Origin of the sequence: Xenococcus sp. PCC 7305 (assembly GCF_000332055.1) — a bacterium.
In the GTDB taxonomy this organism is placed as follows: Bacteria; Cyanobacteriota; Cyanobacteriia; order Cyanobacteriales; family Xenococcaceae; genus Xenococcus.
The window spans coordinates 1-18,682 of record NZ_ALVZ01000103.1; the positions used below are offsets into that span (position 1 = coordinate 1).

At 40.5% G+C, this 18,682-nt stretch carries 18 protein-coding genes; 11 read left to right on the forward strand and 7 right to left on the reverse strand.

Features of this window, described 5'->3' with window-relative positions; genetic code table 11:
• Nucleotides 1-164: 164 nt before the first annotated feature.
• The 5 genes from XEN7305_RS04390 to XEN7305_RS04405 all read left to right on the forward strand — a co-directional run bounded on the left by XEN7305_RS04390 (nt 165) and on the right by XEN7305_RS04405 (nt 5,942).
• Nucleotides 165-353, forward strand: a complete 189-nt coding sequence (locus tag XEN7305_RS04390; protein ID WP_006508143.1) for a hypothetical protein — start codon at nt 165-167, stop codon at nt 351-353.
• A 33-nt stretch (nt 354-386) separates the two neighbouring features.
• Entirely contained in the window at nt 387-533 is a 147-nt protein-coding gene (locus XEN7305_RS28895) for a hypothetical protein (RefSeq protein ID WP_006508144.1), read from the forward strand.
• Between the two features lie 26 nt (nt 534-559).
• Nucleotides 560-1,786, forward strand: a complete 1,227-nt coding sequence (locus XEN7305_RS04395) for an RNA-guided endonuclease TnpB family protein (RefSeq protein WP_006508145.1) — start codon at nt 560-562, stop codon at nt 1,784-1,786.
• Nucleotides 1,787-1,799: 13 nt separating this feature from the next.
• Nucleotides 1,800-4,496, forward strand: a complete 2,697-nt coding sequence (locus XEN7305_RS04400; RefSeq protein WP_006508146.1) for a tetratricopeptide repeat protein — start codon at nt 1,800-1,802, stop codon at nt 4,494-4,496.
• 399 nt (nt 4,497-4,895) lie between these two features.
• A complete protein-coding gene (locus XEN7305_RS04405) occupies nt 4,896-5,942 on the forward strand; it encodes a hypothetical protein (protein WP_040896738.1) in 1,047 nt (348 codons plus the stop codon).
• Nucleotides 5,943-5,963: 21 nt separating this feature from the next.
• Here the strand turns inward: XEN7305_RS04405 and lexA are convergent, their stop codons facing one another.
• Entirely contained in the window at nt 5,964-6,578 is a 615-nt protein-coding gene (lexA, locus tag XEN7305_RS04410; protein ID WP_006508148.1) for a transcriptional repressor LexA, read from the reverse strand.
• A 226-nt stretch (nt 6,579-6,804) separates the two neighbouring features.
• On the opposite strand from lexA, the gene XEN7305_RS04415 reads away from it, so the two are divergent.
• The 3 genes from XEN7305_RS04415 to XEN7305_RS04425 all read left to right on the forward strand — a co-directional run bounded on the left by XEN7305_RS04415 (nt 6,805) and on the right by XEN7305_RS04425 (nt 9,633).
• Nucleotides 6,805-7,008, forward strand: coding sequence for a DUF4089 domain-containing protein (locus tag XEN7305_RS04415; RefSeq protein WP_006508149.1), 204 nt, complete (start codon nt 6,805-6,807; stop codon nt 7,006-7,008).
• Between the two features lie 36 nt (nt 7,009-7,044).
• Nucleotides 7,045-8,442 (forward strand): Asp-tRNA(Asn)/Glu-tRNA(Gln) amidotransferase GatCAB subunit A, encoded by a 1,398-nt coding sequence (locus tag XEN7305_RS04420; RefSeq protein ID WP_006508150.1) that lies wholly within the window; start codon nt 7,045-7,047, stop codon nt 8,440-8,442.
• A 345-nt stretch (nt 8,443-8,787) separates the two neighbouring features.
• Entirely contained in the window at nt 8,788-9,633 is an 846-nt protein-coding gene (locus tag XEN7305_RS04425; RefSeq protein WP_006508151.1) for an MOSC domain-containing protein, read from the forward strand.
• A 25-nt stretch (nt 9,634-9,658) separates the two neighbouring features.
• On the opposite strand, the gene rpsF is transcribed toward XEN7305_RS04425, so the two are convergent.
• Nucleotides 9,659-10,000 (reverse strand): 30S ribosomal protein S6, encoded by a 342-nt coding sequence (gene rpsF, locus XEN7305_RS04430; RefSeq protein WP_006508152.1) that lies wholly within the window; start codon nt 9,998-10,000, stop codon nt 9,659-9,661.
• A gap of 138 nt (nt 10,001-10,138) precedes the next feature.
• Here rpsF and XEN7305_RS04435 point away from each other — a divergent pair, with 138 nt between their 5' ends.
• Both XEN7305_RS04435 and XEN7305_RS04440 read left to right on the forward strand, forming a co-directional pair.
• A complete protein-coding gene (locus tag XEN7305_RS04435) occupies nt 10,139-10,912 on the forward strand; it encodes a fumarylacetoacetate hydrolase family protein (RefSeq protein WP_006508153.1) in 774 nt (257 codons plus the stop codon).
• A gap of 30 nt (nt 10,913-10,942) precedes the next feature.
• Nucleotides 10,943-11,740: a class I SAM-dependent methyltransferase gene (locus XEN7305_RS04440; RefSeq protein WP_006508154.1), complete on the forward strand. Its 798-nt coding sequence runs from the start codon at nt 10,943-10,945 to the stop codon at nt 11,738-11,740.
• A gap of 108 nt (nt 11,741-11,848) precedes the next feature.
• Here XEN7305_RS04440 and rpsJ read toward each other — a convergent pair whose 3' ends face one another.
• From rpsJ to rpsL, 5 genes are all read right to left on the reverse strand, one after another.
• Nucleotides 11,849-12,166, reverse strand: a complete 318-nt coding sequence (gene rpsJ / locus XEN7305_RS04445) for a 30S ribosomal protein S10 (protein WP_006508155.1) — start codon at nt 12,164-12,166, stop codon at nt 11,849-11,851.
• Nucleotides 12,167-12,302: 136 nt separating this feature from the next.
• Nucleotides 12,303-13,559, reverse strand: a complete 1,257-nt coding sequence (gene tuf / locus XEN7305_RS04450) for an elongation factor Tu (RefSeq protein ID WP_006508156.1) — start codon at nt 13,557-13,559, stop codon at nt 12,303-12,305.
• 21 nt (nt 13,560-13,580) lie between these two features.
• Entirely contained in the window at nt 13,581-15,659 is a 2,079-nt protein-coding gene (fusA, locus tag XEN7305_RS04455) for an elongation factor G (protein WP_006508157.1), read from the reverse strand.
• Nucleotides 15,660-15,827: 168 nt separating this feature from the next.
• The gene (gene rpsG / locus XEN7305_RS04460; RefSeq protein WP_006508158.1) at nt 15,828-16,298 is read right to left on the reverse strand and encodes a 30S ribosomal protein S7; all 471 of its coding nucleotides are present in this window, start codon (nt 16,296-16,298) and stop codon (nt 15,828-15,830) included.
• 124 nt (nt 16,299-16,422) lie between these two features.
• Nucleotides 16,423-16,797, reverse strand: a complete 375-nt coding sequence (gene rpsL, locus XEN7305_RS04465; RefSeq protein WP_006508159.1) for a 30S ribosomal protein S12 — start codon at nt 16,795-16,797, stop codon at nt 16,423-16,425.
• A 265-nt stretch (nt 16,798-17,062) separates the two neighbouring features.
• Here rpsL and ahcY point away from each other — a divergent pair, with 265 nt between their 5' ends.
• Nucleotides 17,063-18,340: an adenosylhomocysteinase gene (gene ahcY / locus XEN7305_RS04470; protein WP_006508160.1), complete on the forward strand. Its 1,278-nt coding sequence runs from the start codon at nt 17,063-17,065 to the stop codon at nt 18,338-18,340.
• Nucleotides 18,341-18,682: the final 342 nt, after the last annotated feature.

Below are 18,682 nucleotides of genomic sequence, written 5' to 3' on the forward strand. Positions count from 1 at the left end.
AATAGACCTCTTGCATAATTAATTGAGGGTATTTCTATAAACCCCTAATCATAATGTATATAGCGATTGGTCAAAATCGCTGAAACAACCAAAACTCGTATTTTTGCAAGAGGTCTAATATGATTACTATAATAAATTTAGAGGCTTAAAACAAATTAATTGTAATGAATAACTCTGCTCAAAAAAAATTAATTTCTTTAGATAAGTTTCAAAAACAATTCCAACAAAATCTTAAGAAAGCTGGCTATGATTCTCCAGAAAAAATTATCAATTTAGTTCAAGAAATCAAACAGAAAATAGCAACAGAACATAAATCTAAAAAAGTCGCAGAAGACAAATATAGTTGCCAATGAAATCCGTTATCAATCGAATTTTCTTAGATACGAATGTCTATAATTATTGGGGCTGCCGTTCCAGATAGCTATGAACGTCAAATTCTTAATTGGCTTGGATTTGAAGGGAATACAAGCAGTTCAGTTGAAACAGTAGTTTATCAGGAACTATTTGAGCAAATCTCGCGAGTGACTAAGTAAAACAAATTCTATCACTATCTTGTATAATGCTAAGTATGATTAGGGTAGCCCAAAAGATCAGGATTTATCCAACCTCTGAGCAACAACAGCAACTAGCAAGAGCAATGGGCTGTTGCCGATGGTGGTGGAATAATGCTCTTAACGTATGTAACCAAACCTATAAAGAAACTGGTAAAGGAATATCTCGTAATGGCTTAAATGCTTTGCTTCCAAAACTAAAGGAGAATGAAGAGTATGAATGGTTAAAAACCGATGTCTACTCTCAATCTTTACAGCAAACAACACTCAATCTATCTCGTGCATTTATCAACTTCTTTGAAAAAAGAGCAAGATATCCTAGATTCAAGTCAAAGCACAGAAAGCAGTCTGTAAGCTTTCCTCAATCAGTAAGGATTCAAGGAGACTATATTTATCTACCAAAGATAAGGCTTGTCAAAGCAATATTTGACCGTAGATATGAGGGAAAAATAAAGACTGTTACTGTTACCAAGGACAGTGATGGTAGATATTTTGCTTCAATTATTTATGAGGTTGAAGCTTGTTTTATCTCTGGAAATAGCAACAAAATTCTAGGAATTGATCTCGGAATTAAAGATTTTGCCATAGTCAATGATGGGACTAAAACGAGTAAATATGCTAATCCTAGGCATATCAAAAAGCATGAGAAAAACCTAGTGAGAAAACAAAAGAAATTAGCTCGTAAACAACTAGGAAGTAAAACAAGACAGAAAGCTAGGAAATTAGTAGCTAAGGTTCACACACGAATAAGCAATTCTCGTCATGATTTTCTGCATAAACTAAGTAGAAAACTGACTAACGAAAGCAAAGTTATTGTGGTAGAAAACCTCAATATAAAGGGATTAGTGCGTAACCATAAATTAGCTAAAGCAATATCTGATTGTGGATGGGGAATGTTCATTAATTTCTTGAGTTATAAACTTGAACGAGAAGATAAAAAGCTCGTAGAAATAGATAGATTTTTTCCTAGTTCCCATATCTGCCATGAATGTCTAACCCAGCAACCAAAAATGGATTTGAGTGTTAGAGAATGGATTTGTATCAATAATTCATGTAACGCCATTCATGATAGGGATTCCGCAGCAAGCAAAAACATTAGAGCAGAAGGAATCAGAATGCTAAAGGCGGATGGTGCAGCCGTCTCTGCTAGTGGAGGGAGTGTAAGTCATAATCGTGGTCGCAAGAGCAAGGTAATGCAACACCCAGTGAAGCTAGAAACTCCATCCTCCCTATGAGGTGGAGTAGTTCATGCAGCAATCTAAATTAAAAGGCAAGATAATTTTATTCTTTTCCTTTCTTGCGATCGCCTCAGTTGTGACTCCAGCATTATTGGTATCTTTGGCAACGCCAGTTTTTGCTCAAATCCAATCGGAAAGAAAAGTAGAAGCTGATAGGTTACTACAACAGGGAATTCAACAATTTCAAATTAGCCAATATCGAGAAGCGCTACAATCTTGGGAACTAGCATTAAAAATATATCGAGATATTAGAGATCGCAATGGAGAAGCCGGCTCTTTAAACAATTTGGGAGAGGGTTCCCGTCTACTTGGAAAGTATTCAACGGCAATTTACTATAGCAAGCAATCCCTGAAAATATTTCAGGAAATCGGTGATCCCTATGGAGAGGCTAAATCATTAACAGTTCTAGGAAACGTTTATAATAGAATTGGAGACTACCCTAAAGCTATTAATTACTACAAGCAGTCCCTCAAAATATTTCAGGAAATCGGGGATCCCTATGGAGAAGCTAATTCATTAATGGGCTTGAGCAACACTTATGATAACCTTGGAAAGTATCAAAAAGCTATTGACTATAACAAGCAATCCCTGAAAATATTTCAAGAAATCGGTGATCTCAACGGAGAAGCTAATTCATTAATAGGTTTAGGTCGCATTTACATTTTTCAGAGACGACATCATAAGGCTATTGATTACTTTGAGCAGTCTTTAGTAATCTTTCAGGCTCTAGATGCTCGTAAAGGAGAAGCAAGTTCCTTAATGGGTTTGGGCGTTGCTTATGACAACCTGAAAGATTACAAATCAGCCATTGGCTACTACAAGCAATCCTTAATAATTCAACGAAACATTGGTGATCGCAGTGGAGAAGCTTCTTCCTTGGGCAATTTGGGTCTTGCCTTTGGTACGTTGGGAGATTCTCCCAAGGCAATTGAATTCTTTCAGCAGTCCTTGGCTATTAATAAGGAAATAGGCGATCTCGAAGGTGAAGGAAAAACTCTGAGTAACTTAGGATACTTACACGAACAACAAGAACAATCAGAACTTGCCATCGTCTTTTATAAACAATCAGTCATTGTTTGGGAAGGAATTCGCCAAAAAAACCGAGTTTTAAACAAAGAATTACAAAAATCCTACACCGAAACTGTTGCGGGAACTTATCGCCGTCTTGCTGATTTATTGCTATCTCAAGATCGCATTTACGAAGCACAACAAGTATTAGAACTACTCAAAATACAAGAAATACAAGACTTTACCCGCAGCAAACTTTCCAGAGGCGAAGCTAAAGTAGTTTTACTCCCAGAAGAAAAAAGAATTATCGATTCCTACGGCAAACTTGTACTCTTTGCCCAAGAACTTAATCAATGTGAACTCACTCAATGCCCCAAACTATCCGATCTCTATACAGAGCGAGACAAATTAGAAAATGAACTAGATACACTAATTCTAGAGCTAGAAACCTTAATTGGCTCAAGACCTATCGATGATAAACCATTTTTAAAGCCTGAATTATTCAACAAAACAGCAAATCGGATTATCGAAGCCAGTGATCAATACAATGCCCAACCTGGAACAGCCGTAATCTATCCCTTAGTCTTAGAAGATAAAATCTGGATACTCTGGGCGGTTAAAGGAAAAGTAATTGGTAAAGCAAAAATTGACAATGTGGGTCGGCTCAAACTCAACAACGAAATCCTCAAACTAAGCTCAGCTCTCAAAGATCCCAATTCCGATCGCTCAACTCTACAAGCCAGTGCCAACCAATTATACGAATGGTTAATAGTCCCAATTGAACAAGAATTATCAGCCAAAGAAATCGAGATTCAACATTTAGTATTCTCCTTAGATAGAGCATTGCGCTATATCCCGATGGAAGTTCTCTTCGATGGTCAGCAATATCTGATGGAAAAATATACCATTACAACTTTCATTTCCGCTGCCCTCACCGATACAAGCGATCGCTTACCAAACGATCTAAACCAAACTAATATTTTAGGGCTAGGTGCTGCGAATGCTCCTGGTTATGATGCATTGCAACATGTTCCCACAGAAATCAACAATATTGTTCGAGAAGATAACTCACAAGATCGCCAAGGAATTTATCCAGGACTCGAATTATTAGACGATGAATTTACCTATTTGAGCTTAAGAAATAACTTAAAAGATCGCAAAATCCTACATATCGCAACCCACGGTGATTTTGTCCCAGGGAACCAAAATAGTTCATATTTAGTATTGGGCAATGGCGAGAAACTAACAATCGAAGGCGAACAAAGCATTAAAACACTGAAAAATTATTTAGATGATGTACATTTAGTAGTACTTTCAGGCTGTGAAACCGCTGTCGGAGAAGCAACCAAAAGAATCAAAACTCAAGTAGAGAGTAAAGATTCACCAGGCGCGATCGCATTTGAAGAAGGAGTAGAAATTAATGCCCTTAGCTACTACTTCATATCTGGAGGAGCCAAAACAGTCATAGCTTCCTTGTGGCAAGTAGATGATGCGAGTACCAGTCAATTAATGCAGCGATTTTATTGTACTCTTGCTAATGAAAATACCTCGATCACCAAAGCTCAAGCCCTCAGAGAAGCTAAATTAAGTTTGTTAAACAAGACATCTCTAGATTGTGAACAATTCAATTCAGAAAACACTGATTTTAGCCATCCTCACTACTGGTCTCCGTTTATTCTGATTGGAAATGGTTTGTAAAGTATCTTAAGATCTACAGCAAACATAAAAACTTTGGCTTGATTGCTAGAAGTTTTTTAGCCAAAATAATTTTCTTGCATTATTAAATCTATAGCAGTACTTAGCTAAGTTAGGACATCCATGAATCCATAATTAACTTACTTTAACCTAGCGGCTATTTCTAACAGCATCAACACTGACCAGGCTGCGCTCTAAAAGGCAAACAATTTTGGGGAAAGGTAATTGCGGATTTAAAACAAAAAAACCTTCTGCCTTCTGCCATCTTCCTTCTGCCTTCGTTTGACCAGTAGTATTACTGAGGAAGATCGGGCGATTGAAAACTAATTTCTGAGAAATTACTATGGCATGAATTAGCCAAGATAAGTTATCGTCGGACGCGTAATGAGTTTGGGTATATCCATGTCCAAGAATCTCAGCATTGAGCGAAAAACGGAAAAATTTTCTTTTATTTATACCTTAACTATATACCGTTCAGAAAATTATCAGCCCTATCAAAATTCCCAAAAATCTATTAGTCGGCATTCTGTGCCAAGCTCTGACAGAAAAGAATTGAGTCCCCCTTCACAGAACCCTCAAAATCTTCAGAAATCATCAGCGTTATCAAAAACCAACCCAGAACAGTCTAATGGTTCATCCTTAGCTGTTGCTAATCCCACCACAATTGCTAATGACTGGTATGAATTAGAATCAGATGAGAATTATGAACTTGACTTATTCTCTTTAGAAGCAATTTCCGAACCAAATCTTGAGTCGAATACTCCTCAGAAAAAAATTGCCCCAGCTAAATTATTATTGTTGGCGTCCTTTGGCTATTTTACCTTGGTTGCTTGGTGGCTATTTTCCTATACCACAGGGCGAAACTTTATCCCCTTTTTATTCTCAAATAGGGAAACTATTCCCAAAGCAGATGTCGAATTTCTAGACTATATGCAGCGATCGCTAGAAACCATAGATCGTCAAGTCATTGCCAACCAAAAAGCTTCTCCCACAGCAGAAGAAAATCCTACAGTAGTTTATGTCCCTGTCTACACTCAGGCAGCAACAAATCCGATCACATCTTACTCTCCGCCACCTCTACCCAAAGCCATTCCTCTGCCACCACCTCCCCCATCTGAATTTAGTGCAATTGAACCTTCAGTCAAAATTCCGTCGCCCCCAACTCCTGTCGAATCAGCTAATATCAAAATTAAGGAAACTCCTAAAACTTCGGATACAAAGGTTGCCACAGCTATCACCACCCCCAAAATAAATAGTACTTTAGTCGGCCTAGTTGAATTGGGAGAGGCTTCTGCTGCATTATTCAAGGTTAATGGGATAACTCAGAGAATTTGGCTGGGAGAAAGTCTGGAAAATACTAATTGGATTTTAGAATCAGTAACCAAAGAAAAAGCTACGATGACTAATCAAGGAAAATCTCGAACTTTAAGTATTGGCGAAAGCTTTTAAGCTCTTGTTGCGATTATGCGATTAGCTGTTATTTTCTATAGTTCGCCAAATACCAACTAAAACACCTTGCAATTCTAGAGAATTGGCATCAATTTCGATCGACTTGTAGCGAGCATTTGCCGGTTGCAGAGTCACTTTATTGTCCTTAATATAAAAGCGTTGAAGACTCGTTTCCTGACCTGGTACTTTAGCGGCTACAATATCATTACTTTGGGCTTCATCAACAGAAGATACTTCCCGCATGACGACTAGATCCCCTTCAATAATGAAATCTTCGATCATGCTATCCCCTGTTACCCGCAGCACATAATATTCTGATTTTGCCCATAAATCGCTGAGATCTAGTCTTTCTGCGGATTCCATAAATTTTTCTACTGATCCCTCAGCCGCGATCGCCCCTAAAATAGGTAATCCTTTTTCTGGTTGATGTACAATCCTCATGGTACGAGCTTTACCATCTGTCCAGTCAATATATCCCTTATTACGTAACCGCTCAAGACGGCTTTGTATGGGGGCAGGAGAACGCAGATTCATCGCAATCATCATTTGCCGAATCGAAGGAGCATGATGACTAGTCTGAATATAGTCAACTAACCAATCATATAATTCTTTTTGCGCAGGAGTTAAACGTTCCATAATTATAGTTTATTCGGGGGATTAATCTCAGAACATCAGTACTAATGAACATTACATGCGAGGAAACTTTATTCGTCAAGGAAATAATTAAAAAATTAAAAATTGAAAATTGAAAATTGAAAATTAAGAATTGCTTACCTTGTTATCCCACGGATCTAGCTTGATCCCGATTGATAACCTGCAATAAAATACTGGTCGAATGGGGAGACAAATAGAGGAAAATTAAATGAGTGAAAAACCAGAAAATGCTCCTGGATATGTGCTGGCAACCGCAAAATTACTGGGTTTAACAATAGAGCCCAAATATTTACCAAAGGTAGAGGAAAATTGGTTGGCAATTACAGAGATTGCTTCTTTAGTCACAGAATTTGAGTTGACGGAAAATATAGAATCTGCTGCTAGTTTTCAGCCAAAAGAATTCAATTCATAATTAACGTCGTTTTTTAATATTGAAAGAGGAGAAAACTTGAATAAATCCCAGGATGCCTTGGCGATCGCCCAGAAGATTCGCGGTCTCGCCAGCGGCGAGGCACTGCGTGATCGCCAAGTCACAGCAAGAGAAGTTATTGAACAAACTTTAGCTCAAATTGAACAACATAATTCCCAACTAAACTGTTTTACCTCCCTAACTAAGACCAGAGCGATCGCAGAAGCTATCAAAATAGATCAACTAATTGCCCAGGGAGATGATCCAGGAATTCTGGCAGGGGTTCCCTTTGCGGTGAAAAATCTTTTTGATATTAAAGGTGAAATCACCCTAGCAGGCTCGAAAATTAACCTCGATAATCCACCTGCGGTAGAAGATGCTACTGCAATTAAGAAGCTCCAAGCCTCAGGAGCTATCTTGGTCGGAGCCTTGAACATGGATGAATATGCCTATGGATTTGTCACCGAAAATAGTCACTATGGTGCAACGCCCAATCCCCATGATCCCCGTCGTATTGTTGGCGGATCTTCTGGGGGCTCAGCAGCTGCGGTGGCAGCAAATCTAGTTCCTCTAACTTTGGGTTCAGATACCAATGGCTCAATTCGTGTTCCCGCAGCTTTAGCAGGAGTTTATGGATTTAAACCCACCTATGGTCGTTTATCCCGAGCAGGAACCTTTTTATTTGCCAGTAGCTTAGATCATATTGGCCCTTTTGCTCATTCGGTGAGAGATATTGCCGCCGTCTTTGATGTCTTGCAGGGGACAGATAAGCGAGATCCTGTTTGTACAAGCGAGCCCCCTCAGCCATGTTTACCCAATATTACCCAGGGAATTGACGGCCTGAAAATTGCGATCGCAGATGACTATTTTGCCACAGGAGCCACAGCAGAAGCGCTATCTGCGGTAGGGGAAATTGCCAGGAAATTGCAAGTTAGTAAAACTATAACTATTCCTGAAAGCGATCGCGCCAAAGCAGCCGCCTATATCATCACAGCAGTCGAAGGCTCGAATTTACATCTTCCCAATCTGCGATCGCGTCCCCAAGATTTTGATCCCGCTACTCGCGATCGTTTTCTGGCTGGGGCTTTGATCCCCGCTGATTGGTATCTTCAGGCCCAGAGATTTCGAGCCTGGTATAGACGCCAAATGAAAACTATTTGGCAACAAGTAGATATCATTCTAGCCCCAGCTACCCCCTGTGTTGCGCCCCTACTTGGTCAGGAAAAGATAACAATTGCGGGGAAAGAAATTTTAGTTCGCCCTCATTTAGGACGTTTTACTCAACCCTTATCTTTTATCGGATTGCCCGTACTATCAATTCCCATCCTCAAGCCAGGCAAATTGCCTTTGGGCGTTCAAATCATTGCTGCACCCTACAATGAATCCCTAATTCTGCGAGTTGCCGCCTTTTTAGAACGGGAAATAGGTCATGAGTAGGGAGCAGGAGAGTCCCTTTAGCTTTTCCCTTATCTTGCTCCCCATTCTTCATTGATTCTTGTTAATAATACTGGACGAATTGGAATTTTTGCTTTACAAAACAGAGAGTAATAAATTCGAATAATCAAGCCTATAAATAGCGATTTTCATCCACATTCAAACTAAAATAAAATGCATTAAAGCCCCAACCCTTAAAACCTGAGACTTAACACCAAAAAAACCAAGATATATTACATAGGAATAAATAATTGCTATATATAAAATTTATTGATACTAATCGAAACTTCGATATTTTCAAACAATCACAAATATCACAATCAACCTGTTGCTAGATTCTGAAACTATATGATCGTCTCCGAACTCTATGTCTATCCTATTAAGTCCTGTCAAGGGATTAAGCTCAAACAAGCTGAGGTAACACCCAAGGGCTTTCTTTGGGATCGCGAAATGATGGTAATTAGTAAACGGGGCAAATTTCTTACCCAAAGACAATTCCCCCAACTAGCTAAAGCTCAAATCAAGCTTGAAGGCGATCGCATTTCTCTATCAACAGCAGACCAGGTTTTACCGACTTTAACCTTTACTCCCAGCCTGGAGGGAGCCAAAATTGCTGTGGAAATTTGGCGTGATAATACCATCGCGATTGACCAAGGAGATGAAGTTGCAGCCTGGTTTCACCATCTACTAGAACTCGGTCAAGATAAAGAATGCCGCTTGGTCAGACAATCAGCAACCGAGCTCCGTAAGGTACGTCATAAATTATCTTTCAAAACCGAAAATCCCGTCAGCTTTGCCGATGGTTATCCATTTTTGCTCACAGCCACAGCTTCTCTGGCAGATTTAAATCGTCGCATCGCCGAAACTTATCAAGAAGCTGCGCCAATTATCCCGATGAATCATTTTCGTCCTAATATCGTGGTTGAGACAGAAACTCCTTTTGAAGAAGATAATTGGAAAATCATTAAACTTGGAGAGCTCAAATTTGCCCTGCTCAAACCCTGTAGTCGTTGCATTATAACGACCATTGACCAAAAAAAAGGGACAAAGAACGAACTAAAAGAACCCCTAAGAACTCTTGGTAGCTTTCGGCAATTTGGAGATCGAGGGGTCATGTTCGGAGAAAATATGGTTCCCTACGGAGAGGGAATCCTCAAAGTAGGTGATAAATTAGAAATTATAGAAGTTAGATAGAAAAACCACTATGACTTTATTGATTTTATTCTTCCTCTGCTGCTGCCTCAGTTTCACCTTCAGATACCCCTTCAGGTTGCGCTTTGACCTTAAGCGTCATATAACGAATAACTTCTTCACCCAAACGCATTGCCCTTTCTAGAGGTGCAATTTGAGTACCATCTGCTTGATAATTCATTTGGATGTAGATGCCATCTAAGAATTTTTTAATCGGATAAGCTAATCTTCTTTTCCCACGATTTTGGATTTGAATATCTTCTGCACCCCTATCAGCGATAAAACTTTGATATTTACCAACTGCCTCCCTGACTTTTTCTTCCGATAAGTCGGGGCGTAGAATGTACATCATTTCATAATTATTACTCATGACAAGTTAAACTCCTTTTGGACTAAGTGGCTCCTTGAATATTTGACTCTATTAAATAAATCTAGTATTTAGAAGCAAGGATTTACCATCTTACCAGATTTGCTCACAATAAATTAGGTTTTCAATTAACCTTGAGATATGACAAAACGATATGTTCGAGTAAAAACCAATAGCGAATCAGTCTACTATGGCTTATTGCAACCAAATCGTGGCGTGGCAGTTCTTGATGCACCACCCTGGTTAAATGGTCAGGTTACCGATCTGGAGTTAGAGGCCGATACTTATCAGCTACTCGCTCCCTGCGTTCCCTCTAAAATAGTTGCGGTGGGGAAAAACTATGTTAAACATGCAGCAGAAATGGGAACTGAGGCACCAAAAGAACCTTTATTATTCCTCAAGCCAAATACAGCAATCATTCCTGATGGTGCGGGAATTCGTTATCCACAAATATCTAAACGCGTTGATTATGAAGGAGAGTTAGCAATAGTTATCGGAGAGCGCTGTTATCAGCAAAATCTGGAGCAAGCGAGCAAGGCAATTTGGGGTTATACCATTGCCAATGATGTTACTGCCAGAGACCTGCAAAAAAAGGACGGACAATGGACAAGAGCAAAAGGGTTTGATACTTTTTGTCCTTTAGGGCCTTGGATTATCCGAGAATTGGCTACAGAGGCCACATTAGAAACTTTCTTAAATTCCGAAGCCAAACCTCGTCAATCAGCAATAGTTACTGAGATGAAATTTTCTCCCGAATTTCTAGTTTCCTACATTTCAGGGATTATGACTTTAATGCCAGGAGACGTTATTTTAACCGGTACACCCCAGGGCATTGGTGCGATGCAGAAAGGCGATCGCGTTACCGTAGAAATCGAAGGAATCGGCAGTTTATCGAATTACGTTGAAATTACTTAGAGCCTGCTAAAATAGGGATAAATATTAAGCATGGTGGCAGCGCAAAATACCCTTTGGGAAAAATTTCTCCAACCAATCTTTCAATTACTCGTCGACGAAAAAACGCTGAAAGAACTACACGATAGTATTGATTGGCAAGCAGAATATGATCGTCTGTCCAATCCTAATCTAATTTACCCTGATTACTACAGTTCCCGAAATTTTCATGGGATTAAAGGCGGTTATCTGACCCCTGGGGCCGCAGTGACTTACGATCCCATCACCCAATATGTACTCCCTCCCAGTGAAACTTGGATTCGTCAAGAATTAATTGCCGCGATAAATGGCAGTCCGCAAAATATTTTAGATCTTGGCTGCGGGACGGGTTCGATGACAATCATGTTGCAACAAGCTTTTCCTAAGGCTAGGGTTACTGGTTTAGACTTATCTCCCTACATGTTAGCGATCGCCAACCGCAAAGCCAAACAAGCAGGATTAGATGTTCAATGGCTTCATGAACCAGCAGAAGCAACGCAAATCGAGTCAGCTCAGTTTGATTTAATCACAGCAAGCTTGTTATTTCATGAAACTCCCCCTTCAATTGCCCAAGGGATACTTAGAGAATCTTGCCGCCTGTTGAAACCCCAAGGACAAATTTTGATCCTAGACGGCAATCAAAAAACTATTCGCCATACCTCCTGGCTCACAGAGATTTTTGAAGAACCCTATATTAAAGACTATGCAGAAAACAGTGTCGATGCTTGGATGGGGGCTGCTGGATTTACGCAGATCCGGACAGATGATGTCTGGTGGCTGAATCAGGTCACTCGTGGAATAAAATCATCGTAAAGCTCTCAAAACAACATAGCGATCGCATCTTGAGAACAGTGAACAGAAGAACTAACACTATCCTAAATACGCGATCGCGAAAGCTAATAAATAGAATCAAATATGATCTTATAATTTAACTTCAATATCTACCCCAGCAGGTAAATCTAATTTCATCAAAGCATCAATAGTTTTAGAAGAAGGCTGATAAATATCAATAATTCTACGATGAGTCCGAGTTTCAAAATGTTCGCGAGAGTCTTTATCGACATGAGGCGATCGCAAAACACAATAAATTTTCTTCTTGGTTGGTAAAGGAATAGGCCCAATTGCCGTGGCGTTAGTTCTATTTGCCGTATCGACAATCTTTTCACAGGAGGTATCAAGTAAACGACGGTCAAAAGCTTTCAAGCGAATCCGAATTTTTTGTTGTTGAATAGTTGCCATAATTTTTAATTTTCAAGGTTCAGAAATTTTTAATAGATCTCTTATTAGAGATTTTTAGAGGCAGATCGAAACAACTTGGTTAATTATGATTGTTTCAACCTGCCTTTTTTTAGTTCATCCTAAGTAGTAACCCAGGCTACTTCTTCTTCTCTTTCTTGTTCTTGTCCTCAAGAATTTTAGAAACGACACCGGCACCGATAGTACGGCCGCCTTCTCTGATTGCAAAACGCATTCCTTCTTCAATCGCGATCGGATTGATCAGTTCTACAGTCATTTTGATGCGATCGCCAGGCATAACCATTTCTACTGCACTACCATCATCAGCAGTGTAGTCGGTGATAGTCCCAGTTACATCAGTAGTACGAACATAGAATTGAGGACGATAGTTCTTAAAGAAAGGAGTGTGACGACCACCTTCTTCTTTTGTTAGAACATAAACTTCTCCCTCGAATTGGGTATGAGGAGTGATAGAACCTGGTTTAGCAAGCACCATTCCACGTTGAATAGCTTCTTTTTCCACACCACGCAATAGCAAACCTACGTTGTCACCAGCCATACCTTGGTCTAAAGTTTTCTGGAACATTTCTACTCCAGTTACAGTAGAAGTTGCAGTGTCTTTGATACCCACGATTTCTATTGTTTCACCAACTTTAACCAAACCACGTTCGATCCGGCCAGTAGCTACAGTACCACGACCAGTGATCGAGAATACATCTTCTACCGCCATCAAGAAAGGCTTATCAACTTCACGTTCTGGAGTGGGGATGAAGGAGTCCACATTATCCATAAGCTCAAGAATTTTATCAACCCATTTGTCCTCGCCTTTAGCTATCTTAGGATTAGCAGCAAGTGCTTCTACCGCTTTAAGAGCAGATCCTGAAACAATGGGAATATCATCTCCAGGAAAATCATACTCAGTAAGAAGTTCACGAATCTCTAGTTCCACCAACTCTATTAACTCTTCATCATCTACTTGGTCTTCTTTGTTCATGAAAACTACCAAGCTAGGAACACCAACCTGCTTTGCAAGTAGAATATGTTCGCGAGTTTGAGGCATGGGACCATCAGCTGCTGATACAACTAGAATGCCACCATCCATTTGCGCCGCACCAGTAATCATGTTTTTCACATAATCAGCATGTCCAGGACAATCTACGTGAGCGTAGTGACGGTTCTCAGTTTCATACTCTACGTGAGCCGTATTGATTGTGATACCCCGTGCTTTTTCCTCAGGAGCAGCATCAATATCCTCATAGTTTCTAGCTTTTGCCTTACCTGAAGCAGCTAGAGAAAGAGTAATCGCTGCTGTGAGAGTTGTTTTACCGTGGTCAACATGACCAATAGTGCCAATATTAGCGTGGTCTTTATTACGTTCAAACTTTTCGCGTGCCATGAGTTTTATCTGTTCCTTATTTTAATATGCGTTCCCTTGGTTTTTTTCGATGATTCCCTCAGCTACATTGCGAGGTATTTCATTGTATTCACTGAACTCCATAGAAAATATACCGCGTCCTTGGGTCTTGGAGCGGATATCTGTGGCATAACCAAACATTTCTGCTAAAGGCACTTTAGCAGTTACCTTGGATTGCCCATCTTCGGAGTCCATACCTTCGATATTACCGCGACGAGAGTTCAAGTCACCCATAACATCTCCCAAAAAAGCTTCGGGGACTTCTACTTCGACTTTCATCATCGGCTCTAATAATACAGGAGATGCTTTCTTAACAGCAGCCTTAATTGCCATTTTTCCAGCCAGCTTAAATGCCATTTCGTTAGAATCGACATCATGGTAAGAGCCATCTACAAGAGTTACCTTAACATCAATCATTGGGTAACCAGCAATAACCCCCGATTCACAAGCTTCTTTCACCCCTTGCTCTACAGCAGGGATATATTCTCTGGGGATAGTACCGCCAACAATTTTGGAGACAAATTCAAAGCCGCTACCTGACTTTCCTGGCTCTAGGTGGATTACAGCATGACCATATTGACCTTTACCACCACTCTGCTTGATCCATTTACCTTCGGCATCGCTAGATTTCAAGATGGTTTCTCGATAGGCTACTTGGGGTTTCCCTACTGTAGCTTCGACATTAAACTCCCTAAGCATCCTATCTACCAAAATTTCCAAATGCAGTTCTCCCATTCCCGCAATCACGGTTTGATTGGTTTCAGGATCGGTGCGCACCCGAAATGTCGGATCTTCATCAGACAGAGATTGCAAAGCTTTGGCCAATTTTTCGACATCGCTTTTAGTTTCAGGTTCTACAGCCACTGAGATCACCGGTTCAGGAACAAAAAGCGATTCCAACAGAATTGGTCTCTTGCGATCGCACAGAGTATCACCTGTCCCAGCAAACTTAAGGCCGACAGCCGCTCCTAAATCTCCAGCCCGCAGTTCATCAACTTCAATTCTTTCATTAGATTTGAGGACTACTAACCTAGCAATGCGCTCTTTTTTATCTTTAGTAGAATTATAAATATAACTACCTTTACTCAAGACGCCGGAATAGACTCTCAAGAAGGTCAAGCGACCAAACTTATCGGTAGCAATTTTAAAAGCTAAAGCCGAGAAAGGTTCATCATCATTAGACTGTCTTCGCACTTCGGAGCCATCGGGCAAAAGCCCTGTGATAGCAGGGACATCAATAGGCGCAGGCAAATAATCAACGACTGCATCCATTAAAACCTGAATTCCCTTATTCTTGAAAGCAGAACCGCACAACATTGGCATCATCGAGCCTTCGATGGTCCCCTGGCGCAATGCCGCTCTAATTTCTGTTTCGCTAAACTCCTCTTCCATGAGGAATTTCTCCAGAAGGGCTTCATCGGTTTCAGCAACGGCCTCAACTAATAAGGCGCGATATTCCCGAGCCAATTCCTGAAGTTGTTCGGGAATTGCGACATCTTCAATGTCTTCACCGAGATCATCTTTATAGATTTTGGCAGTCATTGTTACCAAATCGACAATCCCCTGGAAGTCGCCTTCACGACCAATCGGGATCTGGATCGGCACAGGATTGGCTCTCAAACGATCTTTAATCTGTTGATAAACCTTAAAAAAGTCCGCCCCAGTGCGGTCCATTTTATTGACAAAAGCAATCCGAGGCACATTATAGCGATCCGCTTGTCGCCAAACAGTTTCTGACTGAGGTTGCACACCACCGACAGAGCAAAATACTGCAATTACACCATCAAGAACCCGCATAGAACGTTCAACTTCAATAGTGAAGTCAACGTGACCAGGAGTATCAATAATATTGACCTTATGATCGCGCCAACTAGTACTAATAGCTGCTGCGGTAATCGTAATACCTCGTTCTTTCTCTTGCTCCATCCAGTCCGTAACGGCAGCACCGTCATGAACCTCACCTATTTTATGAGCAATGCCAGTGTAATAGAGAATCCGTTCTGTTGTTGTTGTTTTCCCGGCGTCAATATGGGCTGCGATACCGATATTTCGTACCCTTTCTAGTGGGATACTCCGTGCCACAGATACCTCCTCGTGCTTTATACCTAACAAAAAAAATGTTGAACTTAATAATTATTCACAATTCCCTATTTTACACTACCCAAGTTTAAACTTGGCAGTGGGGGAAATCTGCCATTAAAATTCAAATTTTAAATTCAGCCTGAGATAGTTTGGAAATATGTACTAGATTTAGTAACGGTAGTGAGCAAAAGCTTTATTGGCCTCTGCCATACGATGGGTTTCTTCCCGTTTCTTAATTGCCGCGCCAGTCTCATTCGCTGCATCCATAATCTCATTAGCCAGGCGGCCCGACATCGTACGACCACCTCTGGTACGGGCAAAATGAATTAGCCAGCGCAGAGCCAAAGTTGTGCCTCTACCAGGTTTAACTTCCATAGGCACCTGGTAAGTTGCACCACCCACCCGACGAGCTTTTACTTCCACCAGGGGAGTTAGGTTTTTAATCGCTTGCTCAAAAACCTCTAAAGGTTCATTCCCAGTTCTTTCCCCTATAGTTGTGAAGGCATCATAAACGATCCGAGAGGCCAAAGAATTTTTTCCCGACTTCATAACTCGTCTAATAGTCATATTGACTAGACGGCTCTTGTACATTGGATCGGGAGGAACGGGACGCTTTTTATTTACTGATCTACGGGACATAGCTTATAGTGAGTTACTCGCAATATTATGGACTTTAACTTTGTGGGGCGACAAACAATACAAAATATTAGTTTGTGAGCTTAAGAAAATTAAATTGTATAAAATTAGGTTAAGTTGCTTAGATTTATCCTTTAGGACGCTTAGTTCCATATTTGGAACGGCTTTGCATCCTATCCTTAACTCCAGTGGTATCTAAGGTTCCTCGTACAATGTGATATCTCACACCGGGGAGATCTTTGACCCGACCACCACGAATCAAGACAACGGAATGCTCTTGTAGGTTATGCCCAATACCTGGGATATAAGCTGTTACCTCAAATCCAGATGTCAGACGAACCCTCGCTACTTTTCTTAACGCTGAATTGGGCTTCTTGGGAGTGGTGGTATAGACTCTAGTGCAAACCCCACGACGTTGCGGGCATTCTTTAAGCGCTGGAGACTTCGTCTTCTTTTGTAGTTTGGAGCGTTCGCTACGGATTAATTGCTGGATAGTAGGCATAGTTTATGTATAAGTACAAAATAAGTCATCTTCTAGTGTAAGAAGGCCAATATAATAGCAGACAAAGTCTAATATTATACAAAATACTGGCATCGTGTCAAGTTATTTGGTTAACATTTTCCGAGTTGTCGAAATAAATTTTTATGAAGGTTTATGTGGTTTTAAGCTTTTTTATGTGTTAGCGATCTTGATGTTTGACAATTTACTATAAATTTCCGTTAGTATGTCAAGGACATATTATCGATGATACATTTAAGAGAACAATATGGTTGCAGTCGCTACACTTCCCAAACATGAAGTCAAAGATCTAGCTTTAGCTTCAGTTGGAAAACAAAGAATCGAATGGGCAGCAAGAGAAATGCCCGTAATCAAGCAAATCAGAGAGCGTTTTTCTCAAGAAAAACCTTTTGCAGGCATTCGCTTGGTAGCTTGTTCTCACGTAACCACAGAGACGGCTAACTTAGCTATTACCTTACAAGCTGGAGGTGCAGATGCGATTTTGATTGCTAGCAACCCTCTTTCTACTCAAGATGATGTGGCTGCTTGTCTAGTTGCTGACTATGGGATTCCTGTGTTTGCCATCAAAGGCGAAGATAATGACACCTATCATCGTCACGTACAAATTGCCCTTGACCATAAGCCTCACGTCATTATTGATGATGGTAGTGATGTAGTAGCAACTTTGATTAAAGAAAGACAAGATCAACTAAGTGACTTTATTGGTTCTACCGAGGAAACTACTACTGGGATTGTCCGTTTAGAAGCCATGTTGAAAGATGGGGTTCTATCTTTCCCTGCGATGAATGTTAACGATGCAGATACTAAGCATTTCTTCGATAATCGCTATGGAACTGGTCAATCTACTCTTGATGGGGTAATCCGTGCGACCAACGTCTTGTTAGCTGGAAAAACCCTAGTAGTTGCTGGTTATGGCTGGTGTGGCAAAGGAGTTGCTATGCGAGCTAAAGGACTTGGTTCTAATGTCATTGTGACAGAAATCGACCCAGTAAGAGCGATCGAAGCGGCAATGGATGGTTTCCGCGTGATGCCCATGATTGATGCAGCAGCTGAAGGGGATCTCTTTGTTACAGTAACGGGAAACAAGCATGTCATTCGTCCTGAGCATTTTGCTGTGATGAAAGACGGAGCGATGGTTTGTAATTCTGGTCACTTTGACATTGAAATCGACTTAGCATCTTTAGGTGCAACAGCTACAGGAGTTAGAGAAGCTCGTAACTTCACTCAAGAATACACAATGCCTGATGGAAAATCCATTGTGGTCTTGGGAGAGGGCAGACTGATTAATCTAGCTGCGGCTGAAGGTCATCCTAGTGCAGTAATGGATATGAGTTTTGCCAACCAGGCTCTCGCTTGTGAATATTTGGTTGTCAATAAAGGTAAATTAGAACCTGGCTTATATTCCATTCCGACAGAAGTCGACCAAGAAATCGCAGCGCTTAAGCTTGCGGCAATGGGTATTAAAATCGACAGCTTGACTCCTGAACAAGAAATTTACATTAATTCTTGGACTGTTGGAACCTAAAACATAAAAGGATTGATCTAGAATTTGTAAGAAAAAATTACAATTAAAACCTGAAGACGTTAGCTATTTTGCCAGCGTCTTTTTTTGGTTCTACAAAATTAAAATTTTCGGCGTTGCTGAATCCAGATATGATACTAAATCCGATTCTGAAAACACATGTTTAGATGAGAAAATCTAAATGGACTCAAAACCTTCTGCCCTCTGCCATCCCTCAACTCGTAAGTGTTGTGTCTCAACAGGATTTAGTATGAATTCGTTTCGCGCAAAGGCGCAAAGACGCAAAGAAAGAAGCAAAGAAGATTAGTCCAAAATTCTTTCATGTTTTAAATCAGCAACGCCAAA

What these genes read in the sequence shown, in the direction of transcription:
- XEN7305_RS04435 (WP_006508153.1), top strand. Translation starts at nt 10,139, where the DNA reads ATGACAAAACGATATGTTCGAGTAAAAACCAATAGCGAATCAGTCTAC.
- XEN7305_RS04415 (WP_006508149.1), top strand. Translation starts at nt 6,805, where the DNA reads ATGAGTGAAAAACCAGAAAATGCTCCTGGATATGTGCTGGCAACCGCA.
- rpsJ (WP_006508155.1), bottom strand. Translation starts at nt 12,166, where the DNA reads ATGGCAACTATTCAACAACAAAAAATTCGGATTCGCTTGAAAGCTTTT.
- ahcY (WP_006508160.1), top strand. Translation starts at nt 17,063, where the DNA reads ATGGTTGCAGTCGCTACACTTCCCAAACATGAAGTCAAAGATCTAGCT.
- XEN7305_RS04405 (WP_040896738.1), top strand. Translation starts at nt 4,896, where the DNA reads ATGTCCAAGAATCTCAGCATTGAGCGAAAAACGGAAAAATTTTCTTTT.
- XEN7305_RS04425 (WP_006508151.1), top strand. Translation starts at nt 8,788, where the DNA reads ATGATCGTCTCCGAACTCTATGTCTATCCTATTAAGTCCTGTCAAGGG.
- XEN7305_RS04400 (WP_006508146.1), top strand. Translation starts at nt 1,800, where the DNA reads ATGCAGCAATCTAAATTAAAAGGCAAGATAATTTTATTCTTTTCCTTT.
- XEN7305_RS04440 (WP_006508154.1), top strand. Translation starts at nt 10,943, where the DNA reads ATGGTGGCAGCGCAAAATACCCTTTGGGAAAAATTTCTCCAACCAATC.
- XEN7305_RS28895 (WP_006508144.1), top strand. Translation starts at nt 387, where the DNA reads ATGTCTATAATTATTGGGGCTGCCGTTCCAGATAGCTATGAACGTCAA.
- rpsG (WP_006508158.1), bottom strand. Translation starts at nt 16,298, where the DNA reads ATGTCCCGTAGATCAGTAAATAAAAAGCGTCCCGTTCCTCCCGATCCA.
- rpsF (WP_006508152.1), bottom strand. Translation starts at nt 10,000, where the DNA reads ATGAGTAATAATTATGAAATGATGTACATTCTACGCCCCGACTTATCG.
- XEN7305_RS04395 (WP_006508145.1), top strand. Translation starts at nt 560, where the DNA reads ATGCTAAGTATGATTAGGGTAGCCCAAAAGATCAGGATTTATCCAACC.
- rpsL (WP_006508159.1), bottom strand. Translation starts at nt 16,797, where the DNA reads ATGCCTACTATCCAGCAATTAATCCGTAGCGAACGCTCCAAACTACAA.
- lexA (WP_006508148.1), bottom strand. Translation starts at nt 6,578, where the DNA reads ATGGAACGTTTAACTCCTGCGCAAAAAGAATTATATGATTGGTTAGTT.
- XEN7305_RS04390 (WP_006508143.1), top strand. Translation starts at nt 165, where the DNA reads ATGAATAACTCTGCTCAAAAAAAATTAATTTCTTTAGATAAGTTTCAA.
- tuf (WP_006508156.1), bottom strand. Translation starts at nt 13,559, where the DNA reads ATGGCACGCGAAAAGTTTGAACGTAATAAAGACCACGCTAATATTGGC.